Below are 18,452 nucleotides of genomic sequence, written 5' to 3'. Positions count from 1 at the left end.
TCCGGCGTCCGCGTCGCCCGCGAACTGGATCGGCTGATAGTCGAGCATGGGAAGCCCAAGATGATCGTCAGCGACAACGGAAGCGAGTTTACCTCGAACGCCATCCTGGGTTGGGCCGACCGGGCCAGGGTCGAGTGGCATTACATCGCACCGGGCAAGCCCATGCAGAACGGTTTCATCGAGAGCTTCAACGGTCGTCTGCGCGATGAGCTTCTCAACGAGACACTGTTCTCGTCTCTCACCCATGCACGGGCAGCACTGGCGCTCTGGCGCGCCGACTACAACACGGCGCGTCCACACTCGCAGCTCGGCTGGAGCACTCCGGCAGAGTTCGCCGCAACCCTCAAACCGCGACGGGCTCTGGCGCTGCGCTCAGCCGACTGCTCCGCGCCGCCGCCCGTCGCTCACCCCGCCCAGCCAAGCAACCCAACCGCCGGAAACGAACTTTCGGCTGGATAAAACTTGGGGGCAACGTCAAACCGTCCGAGGCCCATTCGAGAGAAGAGGAATGGCTTTCGTCCTACAAGACGGTTCGCCGTAAGCCTTCGATGTTCCCACGAACAGCTTTGAGCATGGCAGCGGTTCTCGTCGCTTTTGGCACCTTCCTATCCATGCAGGCCGAGTGAAAAGCCGGACACACGAGACGCACTCGATTGACCGGGCGTGTTAGAACCCATTTTCAGCCGACGTCGTCTAACGCATGCCCGTCTCGGATGAGCGCCCCGACCAAGCGCGAGGGCGTCAGGCCACCATTCGGGATGACCACGCCCGCCTCGCGAAGGCGCTCGGCCGCCCAAGTCGAACAGACTTCGCCATCGCCGGGCGCCCAGTTGCCGAGCCAGAGCGGAATGAGAGCGCGATAGCCGTAAGGGCTTCCGAAGGCGGCGAGCGCTGCCTCCTCGATCTCGGATGACCAAGCCGCGCCGGTCGCGATCCAGTCGAAGGGCGCGGCGACCGAGGCGGGGCGGATGGTCAGGCCGTGGAATTCCCGCATTTCCAGAATGAGGAGCCGCCCGCCAATCGCCCAGGCGATCCCCACATGGCTCCAAGAGCCACCATCAGCGCTTCGAATGAAGCGGCCGATCAAGCCCTTGCTTTGCCAGGCGAGGAGGTCGCCGGAGCAAATATAAGAGCGAGCATCTTGATACTGCATGGACATACCTTCATCTGATGCCAAGCATCGGACGTGGGGATTTCAAAATGCCGGATTGGGCTAGGAGAGCAGGCACGCTCGTCGGCGTTGTCGTTCTAGCGTGTATCGTTGTCTACTTCATTTACGATCCTGAAATTCCAAAGGGTATTTGGGATAAAATCGTTGGAAGTATTCAACCCATTCCGAATACCAACAGTGGCGGCTAGGCCGGTTCAAGCCACCCGTTCTCGATCTCCGCATCCCACATCTCGATCAGTGTCCCGACCGCCCGCTTGGCTTCGAGCGCGGCGGTGATCTCCGCCTCGCGGCCGAAGGCGGCCTGGACATGGGCCTCGATCGCATCGCCGATCTCGATGATGGTCGCTGCATCGAGCGGACCGAACTGGCCGGCGCCGAACTTCCAATTCGGGATAGCATAGGCCGGATCGGCCTTGGCTTTCACATAGGCTGCCATGATGACGTTGCGGGTCCGCTCGTCGGTCGGGATCGGCGTGCCATCGGGAAGCGCCGTGCCGCCGGTCTCGATCTCCCAGCGCTTGGCGGCAAGGCGCCCGAGAAGCCAGGCGAGAACCGCCTCGTAATCCTCGACGAATTCGACCGCATAGGTCACGCGCCAGACGCCGTGTTCGCCCTCATCGAAATTCGGAACGGCGCGCTGATAGTGGGGATCGAAAGCCGGCGGCTCGTACTTAACCCAGCCGCGACGGGCCTTCTCCTCGTCGGAGATCGCGGGCCAATCGAAATGGCCGGCAAAGCCTTGGGGGATGGATTGCGGCGCCGGAGACGCCGATGTTGCGAGAAGATACATCGTGTTCGCTCCTGATCAGGCGCCTGGCTTACGAATGGCGACGTAGACATATTTGCCAGGGTAGGCGTTGAAGCCCTTGCCCTTGGGTTGGAAACCGTAGGATTTCGACTCGAAGAAGCCGTTATAATCCTGCTTCGCTAAGGTGTTGGCGAAGAGTGTTCCAGCTGCTGTGGTGGAAGCGGTCAACCGTCGCTGGTCGTCGAAGATGGGGGACGAAGATACGTTCGGGCTGGCGCTTCATCAGGCTCGGGCCTCACCATTGAGCTGGGCGGGAATGTCGGCGTCGGCCTCGACGAACACCTTGTCGCCGGGGCCGAGGATCATCGGCAGGATGGTCTGATAGTTGCCGCCATCATCGGCCGGGATCGTGAAGCCGGACTGCCAGTGAAAGCGGCGTTCCAGCTCCTCGCCTGCCGGCACGACGGCGATGAAGGCGACGGTGACCTCGGCGCCGCTGTCATTGTTGAGGTTGAGCATCAGCGTGCCGCCCTCTGTCTCGGCGAGGCCGCCGCCGGTGACGTCTGTCGCTTGCGCGGCCGTCAGGACGACGGCCTTGTGAAGTGCCTTGAAAGCCATGGTTCAGAGAAGTCCGTGATAGAAGATGGACGAGCCGAGGCCTTCGAGCTGGGCGCTCACATAGGCTCTCGTGGCGAGGACGGCGGAGGGGTCGAGGGTGACGTTGACGGTCGCATTGCGGCCGACGCCGATGACGAATTCGAGGACGAGATCGTCATAGGAGCCCGAGGACGAGGCGATCTTCTGGAAGACGGGGATCTTCGTGATGGCGACGCAATCGCCGTCCCCGTCGAGGATGGCGGCCTCGGTCACCCAGTAGTCACCGGCGGTCACCGGCACGATCGTCTCGACGATGAGGTCCGAGAGATCGTCCGGATTGCGATAGACGGACGTCGCCTAATAGCGCGCGACCTCCTCGGCAACGCCGGTCTCCTCGCCGGTCGGCTCATAGACCGTATAGGGCAGGCTTTCCCCCGCCCCGCCATTGCCGAGGACGATCGTCGCGGGCGCAAAGAGCGGGCCGCCGGCCATGGAGGCGGCAATCTTCTCTGTGCCGATCTCGGTCAGCTTGATCTGCATCTCAGGCGATCCTCATGAGGCGGGACGAACGGCAGGCGCCGGCAAGCGCGAGTTCGGCCGAGGCGGCAACGCGAAGGGGATGAGTGGCGGCGCGAAGAACGCGGGCGGCGCGCGCCAGGCCGCCAGCGAGGATCTGGCCGCTCGTCTCGATCCGGGCCGGACGGAAGGCGCCGATGCGCCGGGTCGAGAGGCTTCGCGAATAGCCATAGAGGCGGGCCTCGCCTCGGCGGGACAGGCCAAAGCCGATCGTCCCCTCCTGGCTGTGGCGCTTCATCGCATCGACCATCTTGAGGGCGGCCGCCTGGGCGCCGCGCGAGAGCACCTCGACATCGCCCTCGATCACCGGCTCCTCGATGAAGATGCGGGCCTTGTAGGTTCCGACCTCGTCCTTCGGAACCTCCGCGAACCATTGCGTCCAGCGGGCGCGCATGCCGAGAAGCGAGAGGCCGAAGAGACAGCCCTCGACGGTACTCGTCCGGGCTTTCAGCTCCCAGATATTGGTGAGGATGTTGCGGACGAACTCTTGCCGGACCCCATCGGCCAGGAAGACCTGCGCCGAATATTCGACGACGAGCGCCGGCAGGACGTCGGAGGCGACCGAATGGACCCGTTTGACCAGAAGGCGCTTCGGGTCGATCTCGGCCATCCCGCGCTCGATGAGGGCCACGAAGGCGCGGGCGCGTTCGTCGTTGACGCCCGGCGGGACAAGCTGGCTGTCGAGCTCAGGCATCGGGCGCCTCCTTCAGGATGACGGTCAGGGAGCCGAGCACCGTTAACTCGTACCAAGGCAGGTCCGCATAGGTGATGCCCTCGACCTCGGCATCGATCACGCCGTCAACGGCGATCGCGGCGGCATGAAGCGGCGATGGCGAGACCCGGGCGCCGAGAATGCCAATCGTCGGGGAGAACTGGACAGCGCTCTTCGGCTGGACGGCCGGGCGCTTGAAGCCTTCGAAGGCCGCTCGCGCAGAGGTCTCTACGGCGGCGCGAACCGCCTCGACGTCCCGGTTGCTGCGAACGCGAATGACGATGTCGAAGATGACGGCCGTGGCGGTGCAAACATGGAGATCGTCGCCCTGGGGCCGCACGGTCTCGGGATGAAGCGCATCCTCGATCGCCTGATTGACGTCCGGCGCGGCCGTGACGCGCCCGGTCAGCGCGACGATCTCGATCACGCAGGGCGCGCGGCGGAAGACGGCGACGTCGGTGATCGCCGGCGAGACGTCGAAGACGAACTGGCCATAGCCGGCCCAGCCGCCGCGCCGATCGACCCGGTCAAAGGCGTGATAGCCGCGAAAGGCCAGGCGCTCGTCATCTTCGCGGGCCGCCCCGCCGCCGGAGACGGTAAGATTGCGAACGCTCGCCGGTGCGGGGAGCGTCGTCTTCAGGGTCGTGATCTGGCCGGGCAGGAAGCCATTGCCGGCAGGACCCGCCACGACCGCCTCGGCGGTCACCTCACCCTCGCTCGCCCCTTCGGCGATGAGGCAATCGGCGATCGTCCGGAACTCGGCATTGCCGGCGGCCGCGATCGTTCCCTTCGGGATCAGCGTCCCGGCGGGCGATGGCTGGACCAGGTTAAAACGAAGTGTCGTGAGAGCCCGCGAGGCCTCCTGGCGGACGATCGCGACATTGTTCGCGACGTCGTCGAGATGGCGGCCCGTCGCATAGGCCATGAGGTTCTGAAGCGCAGCGGCCTGGCCCTCTTCGCCCATGAGCGCGAAGGCATAGGCCAGCATCTCGATCAGGAACATCTCGGTCTGATCGGGATAGAGTGTGCGGCCGGTCTCGGCTTCGTACCAGCCGACGAGCTTGGCCTTCCAGGCATCCGAGGACGTCTCGAAGAAGGCGGGCTCACCCCGCGCCCGCACGCTTTCAGGCGTCAGCTGGCTCCAGGCGACGGCGCTCATCAAAACACTGTCCCGGCGCCGAGGCGCCGCGCGATCTCGGAGCGCGAGAGGGGAACGACGGTGCGGATGAACTCGGCAAGAATGCTCTCGCGCGGGCCCCAGAAGATCGGGCAGGCATAGCGTGAGAACTCCCGGTCGCTCGGATCATGGGTGACCTGGACGGACCCGACGACGATGCGCGGATGCCAGCGATTGAGGCCTTCCCAGATGGTCTCGGTCAGCGCCGGAATGGCGACCGCCGGCGGGCGGTCGATATAGTCCATCACGTCGCAGCCCTTCTCGGGCTCGGTCGGCACGGAGCCCGTTGGCGTCAGGACGAGATTGTGAATGCCCTGTTCGAGGTCCGCGATCTGCGCGACGATCTCGCCAGGCGCCGGCGCGTCACGGCCAACCTTCAGCGACCAATGGGCATAGGGAATATCGAAACGGGCGATGGGCGTCGGCATGGGGCGAAAATGCCACCCAAGCCAACGCCCGGAACCGTGCGGAATTCAGCTTCCTGCCTCGTTAGGACGGTTGTTGGCTCCGGCTTTGAAGGAGCGCCAACATACGCTGCAAATCATAAAGAAATTCGCGAGCGGTTCCTATGCCTGCAGCAGTTTGAAGCACTCGGTCCATTGCGTTGATTGCGTTCAAAAGATCGTCGCAACGAGTTTTGCGAATTTCCACGTTGGCCGCGAGAAGAGCGGTTGGTCAAAGGGTTTCGTCGGATTGCAGACGAGGGAAAGCGACCTCGACGATCTGCCACAGTTCCGACACCTGCCGGACGACGGGCATTGCTCGAAAACGGGAATTTGAAGGCAAGGATCGAACGTCCTCTTGAAGGTCGAATTCGCTGACGATTTCATTCAGCAGTGGGTAAAACTCAATCAGCGCAGTTCTTATCTCGACATCTCTTTCGGCAAGATGGCCTCGCTGAAAATTCGATAACAGCTGGCGTTCAAAAGCGATTGTTTGCGCTTCCATGAACTCAGCCTGCCTTCTTGCTTCCTGCTGCTGCTCCTTCAGTACCATGCGAGTGTCACGGGCCTCGCGCAGCGCGGCACGCACTTCCGTGGCTTGAAGCAGTATGGTCACTGCTAGGCCGGCAAAAGCCAACGGTGCGAATAGACCGGCGAGGAGGTCGCCCCACTCGCTCGGCTGCATGCAGTCGAACAACCCGTTGCGACAATCAGTAAGAACGAAAAGCGGTACAAGCGCCACACAGATCCATAGCAGGAGCGCTATGCCAAACCATTTGAGAAGGCGTGTTCGGAAAGACTTGTCATCGTGTTCGTTCATTTTCTTTTCCAATCCCGAAACATTGGGAAGAAGCTGGATTGGCGCTTCAGGATGATCTGGTCATCCCGGTTTATGCGGTCTGCCTTCCGGCGCTTGCCTCCCAACGCTGTGAGCACTTCCAAATCAGGATGCCCTACGATCGCCTGATGGATGTCGTCGGAATGTGCCGGCGTCGAGTTGTAGATTTGACGATAAAAGTCAGCGACCTCGATCGCATCACCAAATCCACTGATCAGCCTCGGAACGTCATCGAACAATTGATCCTGCGCTCGGTCGCGTCCTCGCTGATCGAAGAGATAAAGCTGAGCATCGCTTTGGGAGGGATCGAAAGCGAGCATCTGCAGGCCTGCGCGGCCGTAATGCCCCTGCATGCTGCTATTGGCATGCAAAACGTCGTTGTAAACCTGCCGAGCTCGCGGCTCATTGGCGAAGTGAATGAGCCAATATCGCCAGCCTTCAGGGTTCGTGATGGAAAACGGGCTGACAAACGGCGCGCACGCGCCGAAAGCCTCGTAAACAAGACGTTCGGCCAGACCGAGCCAACGGTCGTTAGACGCAAGTTCGTCAAGCCGCTCGACAACGTCTTCCGGCATATCGAGCATTGACAGCTGCCGGCGCAGCTTCACCGGCTCGCGCTTCTGGAGGAATGCGAGGAGTGACGAGATCATGAAGGTGTAAAAGATTTCCGCCCTTCTGAAGCGGACCATGATGTCCCGAATCGTGGGTAACGACACCCATTGATGTCCGGCCTGGTCGAGATTGAAAAGGACGTTGGGGAACCGATCAGCCTCAAGCTGATGGGCAATGAGTGGATAGGCTTCTTCGAAAGGGCGGTTCCAGTAATCCACCTCGATGGAAAGATGCGGAACACCCCCGCCCTCTATCCGAGCCTGATAAGGCGCCAGGTTCGAACGAAGAACGTCCAATGCTTGCGAGCTCAGGTCGTTGAGAATGAGCCGGCAATGTATGTCTAGTGACGGCATCCCTTCGCTCGACCGTTTGATATTCGCGGCTGCAGCGAAGCGCTCTAGAACCTCAACGAAAATGAGCGGTGATCCGGGCTCGCCCGCCTTGTAGCGCCCGCCGCCGGCAAAGCCGTCGACGATTGCGAGCTTGAAGCGTGTTTGATGCGGGATCTGGCAGCGCACCTGAAGATATTGGGTGAAATATTCCTCAATGACTTTGTGCTTCCGACGAGAATGTTCCGGAAGCTCGACGCCTGCGGCCCAATCAAACGGCTTCGTCACCATGCGACACCCATGATCTTCGATTCTCTCGATCGAAAACCAGAAGGTGTATGAACACAATCGTCAAGCTGCGTTATGAGTTTTGCGGTTAGGGAAATGCCGAACGATGACGCCGTCGACCAAGCCGCCGCCTTTGCCATGCGGATCGAGACGTTGCAGCTCTGACTTCGGCAGATTGTAAGTACCGGTCAGCGGATTGTTTTCGAACTGACCCCATTGCTTGAAGAATGGAGCGATGCCTCGTGCTCCGCAGTCCTTGAGGACACCATTCACCCATTCGGCCTTCATCGGACGTGCGCCCGGCCCGCTCTCGCCGCCGATAATCAGCCAGTTCGGCGCGGGATCGGCTTCCGCGATCCGGAGCGGTCCGATCGCAGGTTCATAGGAAACGAACCAGACAGCCGCCGGCACCGTCTCGATGAAGCGCTTGCGTTGATCGAAGCGGACTTGATCCTCGGCCGTGAAGCCCAGCCAGACATTTGACCAACCCGAAGCACCCCAATTCTCAGGCAACATGCGGGCGATGTTCTGCGGGCGCTTGGTCAGGAGCTGCCAGTCGAGATCAGGTGTCGCCGCGATAAGATCGAACAGATCACGGCGCCATTGCGGGTCGACCTGATTGTCGAACACGTCTGCCAAGGACGCACAGAAAACGCGCGGCCGCCGCCCGCTCTCCGCGATGAAACCAGACGCTGCCTTCTGCCAGGCAAGCGGCGCCTTCCAATAAGCCTCGGTCGTGCGTTTGCGAGGATGATTACCCCAGCGAACATGACCGGAGCGCTTCGACCACCCTTCCGCATAGCAGTGATCACAGCCCGGGCTGATCTTTGTACAGCCGGTCCAAGGATTGAAGGTTCGATCGGTCCATTCGATCTTTGTCTGGTCGGCCATGCTCGATCTCCCTCTATGGGATGATTCTCCTATAGAGGTGGGCTTATCTCAAGATTAAGCCATTCGTTGGCTGATCACTCTCGGCGTGATGGCGCTGGCCACCTTCCCCTCCCGATCAAAAACCGGCTGGACCTGCGCCCATTTCACCGTCCAGCGGCCGTCGCAGGTCAGGCACCGATAGGCATAGCAACTCGCCGCCGGCGCGTCTGTCCTCGCCGCCTCGACCCAGGCATTCACCGCCTGAAACCGACAATCCGTCCTCGGGCATCCGTCAGCCATCATCGCACAGGCCGGGTTCGCCATGCGAGCTCTCCTATCGTTTGATGTTCACCGCCGGCGAGCCGGTGACGATAGAGGTGGCCACGGATCCTTGAACAGCGGGATAAGTGGATTGTCTGCCTGAAGACGGCCAGGATGGCCGCGAAGGAGAGACGATGACGAAGAGACCCCGCCGCAATCACAGTCCGGCGTTCAAGGCGAAGGAGGCACTTCCTGCCGTACGAGGTGAGAAGACGCTCGCTGAGCTTTCACAGAAATACGACGTCCATCAGAAACAGATCGGCCAGTGGCGTGCTCAGCTTCTGGAGAAGGCGGTCGATGTTTTTGGTCCCGCTTCGCCGGACGCCGCGCCTACGGTCGATGTAAAGACGCTTCACACCAAGATCGGCGAGCTGACGCTGGCCAACGAATGTTTAGATTTCGAACGATCTTCAGCGTGAGAAAGCGCTCGGCAGGGGCGGACGGTTGCCGAGCGCAAAGCGATGCTCGACCGGTCTCACGCCCTTCCGCTCGCGGCGCAGGCCCGAGAACTGGGGATCAGTCGCTGCGCGGTCTACGACAAGCCTGCGCCCGCGTGCCAAGCCGATCTGACGCTCATGAGACGGATCGACGAGTTGCATCTGGATTTCCCCTTTGCAGGAAGCCGAATGATGCAAGGGCTTTTGATGGGGGACGGTTTCGCCGTCGGTCGCCGACATGTCGTCACGCTTATGAAGCGGATGGGCATCGAGGCGCTCTACCGAAAGCCGAACACCTCCAAGCCCGCTCCCGGCTATAAGATATATCCGTATCTTCTGCGCGGATTGACGGTCGACAGACCAAACCAGGTCTGGGCGATGGATATCACCTGCATTCCCATGGCGAGAGGCTTTGTCTACCTCGCCGCCGTCGTCGACTGGTTCAGCCGGAAGGTCTTGGCCTGGCGGCTCTCAATCACACTCGGTACCGACTTCTGCATCGAAGCTCTCGAGGAGGCGCTGGCGCGGTTCTAAAAGCCGGATATCATGAACAGCGATCAAGGGAGCCAGTTCACCAGCGCCGACTTCATCACGATACTTAAGGCGCACGAGATCCAAATTTCCATGGACGGCAATGGCGCTTGGCGCGACAACCGTCGTCGGGAATCATGGGTCCTATCCATGATTTCTAACCCTCCTCCGTCGTCGAGCGGCTGTGGCGGACGATCAAATACGAGGAGGTCTATCTCAGGGCCTATGACAGCGTCAGCGAGACCCGCGCCTCGATCGGTCGATATCTGACTTTCTACAACACACGGCGCCCGCATTCCCGCCTCGTCGGCAATGCGCCAGACATCATCAACTTCAACCAGCCTCTGCTCGCCGCGGCCTGAAAACCCGCAGTCGATCCACTTATCAAAACCGGCGAGTCTGCTCAGACAACCGGGTCCACCTCTCTTGACTCCTGTTCGTTTCGCCGTCGCCCCTTCGTAAAACTCTAGACCTGCTACGGGAAGTGCCGATGCCGCTATGACCCGGATGAGATCGTCCTTGGAGCGAGTCGACACACCGTGAACATGTGCCTCTGGGATGCCGGCAATCGAGCGAACCCTAAACAGGCAAAATAATAACAGAATAAACTAAATTTTGAGCAATTGCGCGCATTGTCCTGCGGAACTGGTCCTTCCGTCACATCGCAGGAATCCCTTCATGAACATGACGATATCCCGAAAGTTGGGCGCTCTGATCGGCGTGTCGGTGCTTGTCAGTGTCGTTGCAATGTCCTTGCAGCTTTACGCTCTCCATCAAACGATCTGGAAGGATCGTCAAAGCCTGATCGTCTCGCAGGTTGATAGCGCAATTACGATGCTTGCCGGCTTTCAGGCGCGGGTCGAAGCAGGCGAGCTATCGCTTGAAGAGGCTCAGGATCGCGCTCGCGAAGCAGCCCGTCCGATCCGGTTTGGCAACAACGACTATCTTTTCATGATGAGCGCCGACGGAATGCGCGTCATGCATCCGGACCCGAAGCTACAGGGCACGGACGCCTTCACGTCGAAGGATTCGAAGGGCACCTATTACAATCGCGAGATGGTCGAGAACGCCCACAAGGGTGGCGGCTTCACAACCTACTACCGTACGCGGCTCGAAGGGTCGGACGACGTCTCCACCAAGCTCTCCTATGCTCAATTGTTCGGTCCCTGGGATTGGACTGTCGCTGCGGGTCTTTACGTCGATGACCTGCAGGAGCAGTTCATGGCCGAAGTCTACAAAACGCTCCTTTGGAGCGGTGTGCTTCTCCTCATCCTTGTCGCCTGCGCCGTTCCGCTCGCCCGCTCGATCACGCGGCCGCTCAACCGAATGACGACGGCGATGAGAGCCCTCGCCTCCGGCGATACGTCGATCACCATTCCCGCCCAGGGGCGCAAGGACGAGATCGGCCAGATGGCCGGGGCGGTCGAAGTCTTCCGGAACCAGGCGCTCGAGCGCGGCCGGCTCGAAGAACAGGCCGTCGAGGCTCGCCGCTCGGAGGCCGACGCCAAGCAGCGCCAGGCCGACCTTGAACATGCAAAGGCCGAGGACCTTCGGGAGTTCATGGCCGTGGTCGATGCGAGCTTCGATCGCCTCTCCATTGGCGATCTGACGATCCGTATGTCCGGCAAGGTCGCACCGGAATTTGAGCCAATCCGCGCCAAGTTCAACGCCTCGGTGGCAGAGCTCGAAGGTGCGATCACTCATGTGGTCGGCGCCGTCTCGGCCATCCGCACCGGGCTCAGCGAGATCACCATCGCGTCGAATGACTTGTCTCAGCGCACCGAGCAGCAGGCGGCGAGCCTCGAAGAGACGGTCGCCGCACTTGGTGAGGTCACGAGCGCGGTGAACGACACAGCCGAAGGTGCGAACCAGGCGCGGTCGGTCGCATCGAGCGCCAGCGAAAAAGCGCGCAAGGGCGGCAAGGTCGTAGCCGAAGCAGTCTTTGCGATGAACGCGATCGAGACATCGTCACAACAGATCTCGCAGATCATCAGTGTCATCGACGAGATCGCCTTCCAGACCAACCTTCTTGCGCTGAATGCCGGTGTTGAAGCCGCACGAGCAGGGGAAGCGGGCAAGGGCTTTGCCGTCGTTGCCCAGGAGGTTCGTGGGCTCGCCCAGCGGTCTGCGGAAGCTGCGAAGGAAATCAAATCGTTGATCACCACCTCATCCGAACATGTGGAGCGAGGCGTTACTCTCGTGACGGCATCGGGCAAGTCGCTCGACGAAATTGTCCATGAGGTTGCGGGCATGGCAGATGCCATCTCGAAAATCGCCGATAGTGCCCGTGAACAAGCAACAAGCCTTCGCGAGGTTTCCGGTGCAGCGGATCAGATGGATAAGGTCACCCAGCAGAACGCTGCGATGGTCGAGCAATCCACCGCAGCAGCACAGGCTCTCCAAAGTGAGACGGACGGTCTTTCTCAGATCGTCACACGCTTCAAAATCGGCAAGTCTGTCCAGACCGTGAAGCAGGCTCAAAGGCGGATCGACGCTCCGATGGAATCGGCGCCTAAGGCAACAACACCCCAGCCGATCCGCCAGATGCGCACGACAGGCACAGGGGGCGCTGCACTGGCTGATGCGTCCTGGCAGGATTTCTGATCGGTCAAACGCAGCGGTCGGTTCGAAGGGCCGCTCGGCACAATCCGTTGATGAAAGCACGAATCCTCAAATCGGCTATCTTTCAATCGCATTGTGATGGGATCGAACAGGCTGGTTGAGCATAGTTCCCAATATGAAGAAGGGGAGGATTGGAAATTTCAATCCTCCCCAACTCTATGACCTAACTTTCATGTCGGACAATGCTTGAGAGAAGGGGTAGAGCGACCGCTCAAGCGTCGATTTCAAAGCCATTGCGCGATCAACATCTTACTGCATCGACGACCAAGAAGGTCATAGAATGCGGATTTCATGATGTTCGGGTTTGGCATTTCATGAAGAGCGGAAAGGCTCCGTTCGCATGCCAGGAGCGGCCGATCCTTCAGGTCCGAGGCCCATTCGCCGATACCGCCGCATAAATATGCCGAGCGATAATCATAACTAAACGACAGCTCTGTTCACATCACACCCATCACGAGCGCGCGGATCGTAGAAGCCTCATTGGCGAGGTCCGCACCCACTTTATGCGGCCTATCAAACCGGTCAGGGCGTCACTCACCAAGTCCTCAGCGGTTGATTTGCTAATCCGCCCTGATATGCTTTTTTACGGACCGGGAGAAGCAAGCTTAATACGAATGGATTTTCAAACGACCAAAGACGAATTGATCCATCTGGTTTATGATTGTGTTTTGGGCAATCACAGCTGGCAGTTTTTTCTTGATCAGCTATCTAAATGCCTTAACGATGGCAAGGCGACGCTTTTTTTTCATGACGAGCGAGCGGGCTCTGGGGCGTTTACAATCACTTCGGGCATTGAAGAAAAATATTTGCAGCAATACAGCGAATACTATTCCGCAGTAAACCCTTGGATGCCTGGAGCGGCAACACGACAATTGGGGCTCGCGGTTTCTGCAGATTATATGCTCGCAAAAGATGCGCTTCGGAAAACTGAGTATTACGCGGACTTTTTGCAACCCCAGGAAATTAGGTCAGCAATCGGGGTTACAATTTGGAGAGAAGAATCTCGAAATTTGCTTCTAAGCGTTACAACTGGGGACGAAAACGAAAGCCAAATCGCCGAAGGAATGCTAATACTACAAGCACTTGTCCCTCACTTAGCAAAAGCTTTTAGCTTATATCGCAAGAAAAAGCAGCATGGTGGCTTGCAGCTTTCGCAAGTTCCATCGGAGCTTGGGTTCATCAGCATTCACGAAAACCGCACTGTCAAGCAAATGAACCATTTCGCCAAAAAACTACTAACCCTCGGTGACGGCATTTGGATCGACGCCATGGGTAAATTTTGTTCATCGGAGGCGTCATTAGTAGAGTGCATCGTTCATCAGATGTCGCCTCGGCAAATCAAACAACATCAAACAAATCCTATGTTCGTAGTACGAAGACGTCTGAATCAATTCCCATTGCGTATTCACATTGCTCCATCGCCCATTACGAGCGAACTTGGATTTTTTGCTGGACCCGAATGCAAAATGGTGATCGAAGATTTGAGCGCGCCGCCACTGCTCGATCTCAATACGATGCGCAAGTTCTACTCTCTAACAGAAGCGGAGGCTAGGATCGTAAGAGATTTCGTACACGGAGGGACCGTTGCTGACGTCGCCCGGCGAGCTCACATCACACAGAATACTGCCAGGGTTCATTTAAAGAATATTTACGCCAAGATGGGCGTCAGCCGCCAAGCCAGCATGGTCCAACTTGCCAGAGCTTTTGAAGTGAACCCTTATACACAACTGCTCTAAGTGCCCGACCCAAAATGGGTTCAGCGATATCAGCAGGTTGTGATTCACGTCGGTTTGAGAAGAATGACGAGGTCACGATGCACTGGACTGATACCGCTCGGCGTGAGCATGCCCGCCTGAGCCAGCGATACGCAAGCGACTTGACGGATCGGGAATGGGAGTTGTTGGCGCCGTTCCTGCCACCACCGCGACGTCCGGGTAGGCCACGCAGTGCCGATCTGCGCGAGGTGGCAAACGCAATCCTGTATCTGCTCTCGATGGGCTGCCAGTGGCGGATACTACCGAAGGACTTCCCGCCGGTTTCCACCGTGCAATTACCCACCCCCTTGCCAACGGCTGAATTCGCTGAATCCATGTCGGCATGGAGCGGTCTGATTTGCAGCGGCTTTCGAAGGACGAGTTGATCGATCTGGTGCTGCGCCAGCAGCGCCCGGCCAAGACGCCTCGGACCTCGTCCAAACCGACCTCGATGGATCGCGAAGAGCGGGGCGCACTGGAGTTGCCGGCCCGCACTGGCGTACACCCATAGATGTAATGTTGACTGAAAGGTTGCTTAACGGGTTGCTATCGAGTGAAGCGCAGACCGGACTCAGTCGAAAACTTCTCTAAAAACCTCAAACACTTAGACTGATACGATCCAAATCATAATCCGCGTGTCGGGGGTTCGAGTTCCTCCTCCGCCACCACCTCGTCCCTTTGCAAAATCAGCACCTGCCTGCCACCTCCTCAACGGAACCGCGGTCGACCGTCTAGACTTTGTTATCGCATGGGAATTTCCAAAGATCGGGTCCCTCTTTCCGGTCGATGGCAGTGGCAGAGCGAGCGCAATGGCGGGGCGGATCGGCGAGATCTTGGCAGGGCATGGGGCTCGTCTCTTGGGTGTCGAAGGCCCTCCTATCGCGGAAGGAGCGGTTCGCTATGCCGCCTGCATCCCTGTGCGCAACGAGGCAGCGCATATTGGTCGGTGTCTTGCGGCCTTGAACGGGGAGTTCGCTCGGGCCGCCCACAGTCTCGTCCTCATCAATGACAGCGACGATGAGAGCGCCGAGATCGTGACGGGACAGATCGCGCGAGGCGAATGCGCCGCGACGGCCGTTACGGTTCGGTGGCAGGAAGGACTAGGCAGTGCGCCACGAGCCAGAGCTTTGGCTTTCGCACTCGCTCTGTCGATAGCCCCAAACGCTCGGCTTTTCTCAACCGACGGCGATACGCTGGTCTGTCCGGGGCTCCTTCGAGCCTATGACGCCTGTTTCGAGGCGGACTTCGATCTCGTCTGCGGACGGATCGGCTTTCTGCCGGAGGAAGCAGCACGTCTGCCGCCGGCCGATCCGCAACGCGATGCCGCGATCCGCGCCTATCGCGATGCGAGCCGTGAAATCGGCGCGCTGTGTTTTCCCGATCCGGCCAACCCCTTTCCCCATCACGGCAATATCGGCGGGGCGAATTTCGCGATCACCTCCGAGGCCTATGGAAAGGCCGGGCCGATCCCGCTCGTCGCCTTTGGCGAGGATCGCGCCTTGCGCCGGCGATGCGAGGCGCATGGGCTCCGCATTTCCTATGCCGACGGTCCCCGCGTCGAGACCTCGTGCCGTCTCGATCGTCCGGCGACTGGCGGGCTCGCTGCGGAACTCCTGCGCAATCGGACGGAAACCGATCCTTTGGTGGATGAAGCGCTGGAGACGCCCCGGCACCTCTTGCAACGATTGCGAATGCGCCGGCTGGTCGAAGAGGGCGTGCGGCGAGAGGCGGTTACCGAAGCCCTTGTCGCCGGTGGATTGACGCCGGAGCGCGCCGGCGAACTCGCCTGTTGGTCGGACCGCAAGATGGCGTGGTTCCACGCCGAAGCGGAGCTCCCATCCCTGGCGCGGGAGCGCTTGCGCTTCAGCGAGATGGCGCGGTGTCTGCCCAGCCTTCTTCGGCTTCGCGACGAAATCGCAAAAGCTCCGCCCGGTAGCTTTCCCTCTCTCGCAGACTGATCGATCGCAGCGTCTCGCCGAAGAGAGCGACGAGAAGATCGTGGGATTGGCGCCCCGATAGCGGTGTCCCTGTCTTGCCGCGATAGCTGACGATCAGAAGATCGGCGCCGGGGGCAAGACGCTTCTCCACCTTCGTCGCGAGGGCCGAAAGGCCCTGTTCGTCGAGGAAATACAGAACTTCGGACATGACCACGAGGTCGAAGGGACCATCGGGCAGATCGTCCGGCAAGGACCCGCTCCGAAACGTCAACGAGGCAAGATCCGCATGGACCGCGCTCGCGCGTTCCACGATCGCCCCCTCCCGATCGATGCCCGTCACACCGAGCGCGATCCCGCTTTCGATCAGTGCGCGGGACAGATGCCCCTCCCCGCAGCCGATATCGAGGCCCGCTCGATAGGTTCGCCCCTTCAGTTGATCGCAATTGTCCGCCCGCTTCGCCGCTTCGTAGCGTGACGAACGCACATGCCAGGGATCGCCGCCATCGGCATAGAGCGCGGCAAAATGGGACGGTGGCGGGACCGTCCCCCTCATCGGGGCGAGCGCATGGATCTCCCGCGGAGCGGCCTGCGCCGTCAAAAACCAGTCCGGCAGCACGAAACCATCGGGATCGTCGGCGATCAGCTGGCCGAGCTGGGAGGCATGACAGGCGATCGCTCGTCTCTTTGCCTCAGGATCGGTGGCAATTCCGAAGGGCAGGAGTTGTTCATGTCGATAAGGGGCCTCTCCCGAAAGCCGCATCGACCAGACTTGGTAGAAGAGCAGGCGAAGATCGGGCCTCAGGGTTCGCACCTCTTCAGCAAGCGCGGCCGCCGCGTGATGGTCGGGATGGGGATCGCCCGGATGGGGCGCGGACAGAGTTTCCGCCCCGATCGCATGGCAGAACGCGGCGATCCGTGCGGGCGCATCGGCCCATCGCGGATCGCGGCCCGCACCCCCATCGGGAAGGGAGAGACGAAGCCAGCGGACCTGGCGCAGCCCGAGTGCCGTCAAGGCGGCCTCCTGCTCGGACCGCCTGACCTCCGCGAGGCGCTCACGGGGAAAGGCCTTCGAGCCGGGGTGCGATGCCTCGCCATCGGTCAGGGCGACGATGCCGACCGGTCGGCCGCTTTGGGCGGCCTCAGACAGGAGCGCCGACGCCCCTAAGGTTTCATCGTCGGGATGCGGCGCGATGACGACGAGGCCTCCTGTCCCGAGAAGACGATGGGCCTTCGTCGAAGGCGCTTTTGCGCATCGCGCCAGCCAGTGCGCATAGGTGTCGCTCAAAGCGCAAATCCCCTCAGCATGGCCCGAACCTTATGGAGGAGGAGCGCATCGGGATTGGCTTGGCGCAGATAGACCGAGAGATCGGAAATCGCGGCATTGAGCGGATGGTCGGTCCGGAAGGACGAAAGCCCGACCGCTCGCCGGGCAATCTCGATGACGGCGAGCCCGCTCGCTTCCACCTGAAGCCGCGTATAGGAGGCTGCGGCGACCGCGAATTCGGTCGTCTCGTCGCTGCGTGGCTCCTCGATCCGTCGCGCGGCATCCTCGACCCAAAAGCGCGCGGTTCGCGCCTGCATGATCCCATGGCCGAGGCGTTCGCTCTGCAGCGGATGGTCGAGCCGCCCGCTCTGGTCGAGATGCTTGATCGTCATCAAGAGGATGGCTTCGAGGCCACCTAGATGGACGGCCGCACAGCGCCAGATGCCGCCCTCGAAGAAGGGCTCCGTCTTGTAGTCGCCGGTTGCGCCGAGAACCATTCCGGCCTCGATCGGCATGTCCTCGAAGGAAAAGCGACCGGATGCGGAATCCTGCATGCCACTGACCGCCCAGACGGAGGCATCTTGCCTATCTGGAGCCTCGACCGGGAGAAGATAAAGTTGCAAATGCCCCGCTTCGTCGGCGATCGGCACGACGGCTTGCGAGACCATGCCGAGCCCCGAGGCGTATCGTTTGGCGCCCTTCATTGTCGGTTTGGCATCGACGACCTCGACACGAGCAGCATCAGCATCGTCGGCGCCCCAGACGCCCAGAATGAGATCGGACCTGAGCGCACGATCGAGCCATGCCTGCTGACCTTTATCGCCATAAAGGCGAACAAGCTGGACCGCATTCGCATGGCCCTCGAGGAGGCGGCCGAGATTGAGGTTGGTCGCCCCCGCCTGGCAAAGGCGATCCATCAAATGGACCCAATCGGCACCGAGCGTTCCATCCGCCCGGTACAACTGCCCGATTTGGCGAAACAGCCCCCCGTCTCGCGCCGATCGGAAAGCCGCATCGAAGCTGCAATAGAAGAGGCCGGAATCACCGGGGGTATGTTTGTTCAAGTGCCGAGCCTCGCCGAATTTTGCGACATTGAGCCCCGCGCAGCACGGACGAACGAATGTCTTCGACAGGGTCCGTGCGCCGCTGGAGCGTGCCCGATCGAACAATGCGCTGATGTCGGCAAGACGGGAGCTCCGCGATCGAAGCTACCGGATGGCGGCTT

At 60.4% G+C, this 18,452-nt stretch carries 18 protein-coding genes and 3 pseudogenes; 7 read left to right on the top strand and 14 right to left on the bottom strand.

What is annotated here, in order from left to right:
* Positions 1–459, top strand: a 459-nt coding sequence (locus B9A15_RS13295) for an integrase core domain-containing protein (RefSeq protein ID WP_139798365.1), incomplete at its 5' end; no start/stop codon positions are given.
* Between the two features lie 220 nt (positions 460–679).
* Here the strand turns inward: B9A15_RS13295 and B9A15_RS13290 are convergent.
* The 12 genes and pseudogenes from B9A15_RS13290 to B9A15_RS13240 form a co-directional block, all read right to left on the bottom strand.
* On the bottom strand, positions 680–1,153 hold the full coding sequence (locus B9A15_RS13290; protein ID WP_139798376.1) for a hypothetical protein: 474 nt from the start codon (positions 1,151–1,153) through the stop codon (positions 680–682).
* A gap of 202 nt (positions 1,154–1,355) precedes the next feature.
* Entirely contained in the window at positions 1,356–1,961 is a 606-nt protein-coding gene (locus B9A15_RS13285) for a DUF4376 domain-containing protein (protein ID WP_084410567.1), read from the bottom strand.
* A gap of 15 nt (positions 1,962–1,976) precedes the next feature.
* Positions 1,977–2,147, bottom strand: coding sequence for a hypothetical protein (locus tag B9A15_RS23020; protein ID WP_170923290.1), 171 nt, complete (start codon positions 2,145–2,147; stop codon positions 1,977–1,979).
* 54 nt (positions 2,148–2,201) lie between these two features.
* The gene (locus B9A15_RS13280; RefSeq protein WP_084410566.1) at positions 2,202–2,537 is read right to left on the bottom strand and encodes a hypothetical protein; all 336 of its coding nucleotides are present in this window, start codon (positions 2,535–2,537) and stop codon (positions 2,202–2,204) included.
* Between the two features lie 3 nt (positions 2,538–2,540).
* Positions 2,541–2,855, bottom strand: a pseudogene (locus B9A15_RS13275) (phage tail-collar fiber domain-containing protein); the annotation flags it as partial.
* Between the two features lie 18 nt (positions 2,856–2,873).
* Entirely contained in the window at positions 2,874–3,056 is a 183-nt protein-coding gene (locus B9A15_RS13270; protein ID WP_084410564.1) for a hypothetical protein, read from the bottom strand.
* 1 nt (position 3,057) lies between these two features.
* Positions 3,058–3,786, bottom strand: a complete 729-nt coding sequence (locus tag B9A15_RS13265) for a phage tail protein (protein ID WP_084410563.1) — start codon at positions 3,784–3,786, stop codon at positions 3,058–3,060.
* Positions 3,779–4,963, bottom strand: coding sequence for a baseplate J/gp47 family protein (locus B9A15_RS13260; RefSeq protein ID WP_084410562.1), 1,185 nt, complete (start codon positions 4,961–4,963; stop codon positions 3,779–3,781). The genes B9A15_RS13265 and B9A15_RS13260 overlap by 8 nt, the downstream gene beginning before the upstream one ends.
* Positions 4,963–5,409: a hypothetical protein gene (locus B9A15_RS13255; RefSeq protein ID WP_139798375.1), complete on the bottom strand. Its 447-nt coding sequence runs from the start codon at positions 5,407–5,409 to the stop codon at positions 4,963–4,965. The genes B9A15_RS13260 and B9A15_RS13255 overlap by 1 nt, the downstream gene beginning before the upstream one ends.
* A gap of 247 nt (positions 5,410–5,656) precedes the next feature.
* Complete coding sequence (locus B9A15_RS13250) at positions 5,657–6,244, bottom strand: hypothetical protein (protein WP_084410561.1); 588 nt, start codon at positions 6,242–6,244, stop codon at positions 5,657–5,659.
* Positions 6,241–7,494, bottom strand: a complete 1,254-nt coding sequence (locus B9A15_RS13245) for a three-Cys-motif partner protein TcmP (RefSeq protein ID WP_084410560.1) — start codon at positions 7,492–7,494, stop codon at positions 6,241–6,243. The genes B9A15_RS13250 and B9A15_RS13245 overlap by 4 nt, the downstream gene beginning before the upstream one ends.
* 60 nt (positions 7,495–7,554) lie before the next feature.
* The gene (locus B9A15_RS13240; protein WP_084410559.1) at positions 7,555–8,382 is read right to left on the bottom strand and encodes a DUF5131 family protein; all 828 of its coding nucleotides are present in this window, start codon (positions 8,380–8,382) and stop codon (positions 7,555–7,557) included.
* Positions 8,383–8,816: 434 nt separating this feature from the next.
* Between B9A15_RS13240 and B9A15_RS13230 the strand changes: the two are divergent.
* The 6 genes and pseudogenes from B9A15_RS13230 (at position 8,817) to B9A15_RS22555 (ending at position 15,984) form a co-directional block, all read left to right on the top strand.
* A pseudogene (locus B9A15_RS13230) lies at positions 8,817–10,012 on the top strand (IS3 family transposase).
* A 316-nt stretch (positions 10,013–10,328) separates the two neighbouring features.
* Positions 10,329–12,254 (top strand): methyl-accepting chemotaxis protein, encoded by a 1,926-nt coding sequence (locus tag B9A15_RS13225; RefSeq protein WP_084410557.1) that lies wholly within the window; start codon positions 10,329–10,331, stop codon positions 12,252–12,254.
* A 632-nt stretch (positions 12,255–12,886) separates the two neighbouring features.
* Complete coding sequence (locus tag B9A15_RS13220) at positions 12,887–14,008, top strand: helix-turn-helix transcriptional regulator (protein WP_170923289.1); 1,122 nt, start codon at positions 12,887–12,889, stop codon at positions 14,006–14,008.
* 77 nt (positions 14,009–14,085) lie between these two features.
* Positions 14,086–14,322, top strand: a pseudogene (locus tag B9A15_RS13215) (transposase); the annotation flags it as partial.
* A gap of 62 nt (positions 14,323–14,384) precedes the next feature.
* Positions 14,385–14,537 (top strand): hypothetical protein, encoded by a 153-nt coding sequence (locus B9A15_RS22560; RefSeq protein ID WP_210190515.1) that lies wholly within the window; start codon positions 14,385–14,387, stop codon positions 14,535–14,537.
* Between the two features lie 298 nt (positions 14,538–14,835).
* Positions 14,836–15,984: a glycosyltransferase gene (locus tag B9A15_RS22555; protein WP_139798374.1), complete on the top strand. Its 1,149-nt coding sequence runs from the start codon at positions 14,836–14,838 to the stop codon at positions 15,982–15,984.
* On the opposite strand, the gene B9A15_RS23185 is transcribed toward B9A15_RS22555, so the two are convergent.
* Both B9A15_RS23185 and B9A15_RS13200 read right to left on the bottom strand, forming a co-directional pair.
* Entirely contained in the window at positions 15,890–17,248 is a 1,359-nt protein-coding gene (locus B9A15_RS23185; protein WP_084410554.1) for a bifunctional PIG-L family deacetylase/class I SAM-dependent methyltransferase, read from the bottom strand. The two genes, B9A15_RS22555 and B9A15_RS23185, sit on opposite strands and share 95 nt — an antisense overlap.
* Positions 17,245–18,291, bottom strand: coding sequence for an acyl-CoA dehydrogenase family protein (locus tag B9A15_RS13200; RefSeq protein WP_139798373.1), 1,047 nt, complete (start codon positions 18,289–18,291; stop codon positions 17,245–17,247). Before B9A15_RS13200 ends, B9A15_RS23185 begins: the two co-directional genes overlap by 4 nt.
* Positions 18,292–18,452 lie beyond the last annotated feature (161 nt).

The organism is Fulvimarina manganoxydans (genome assembly GCF_900176465.1).
Taxonomy (GTDB): domain Bacteria; phylum Pseudomonadota; class Alphaproteobacteria; order Rhizobiales; family Rhizobiaceae; genus Fulvimarina; species Fulvimarina manganoxydans.
The sequence above is the reverse complement of the archived record's forward strand: the minus strand, read 5'-3'. Positions and strand labels throughout refer to the sequence as shown.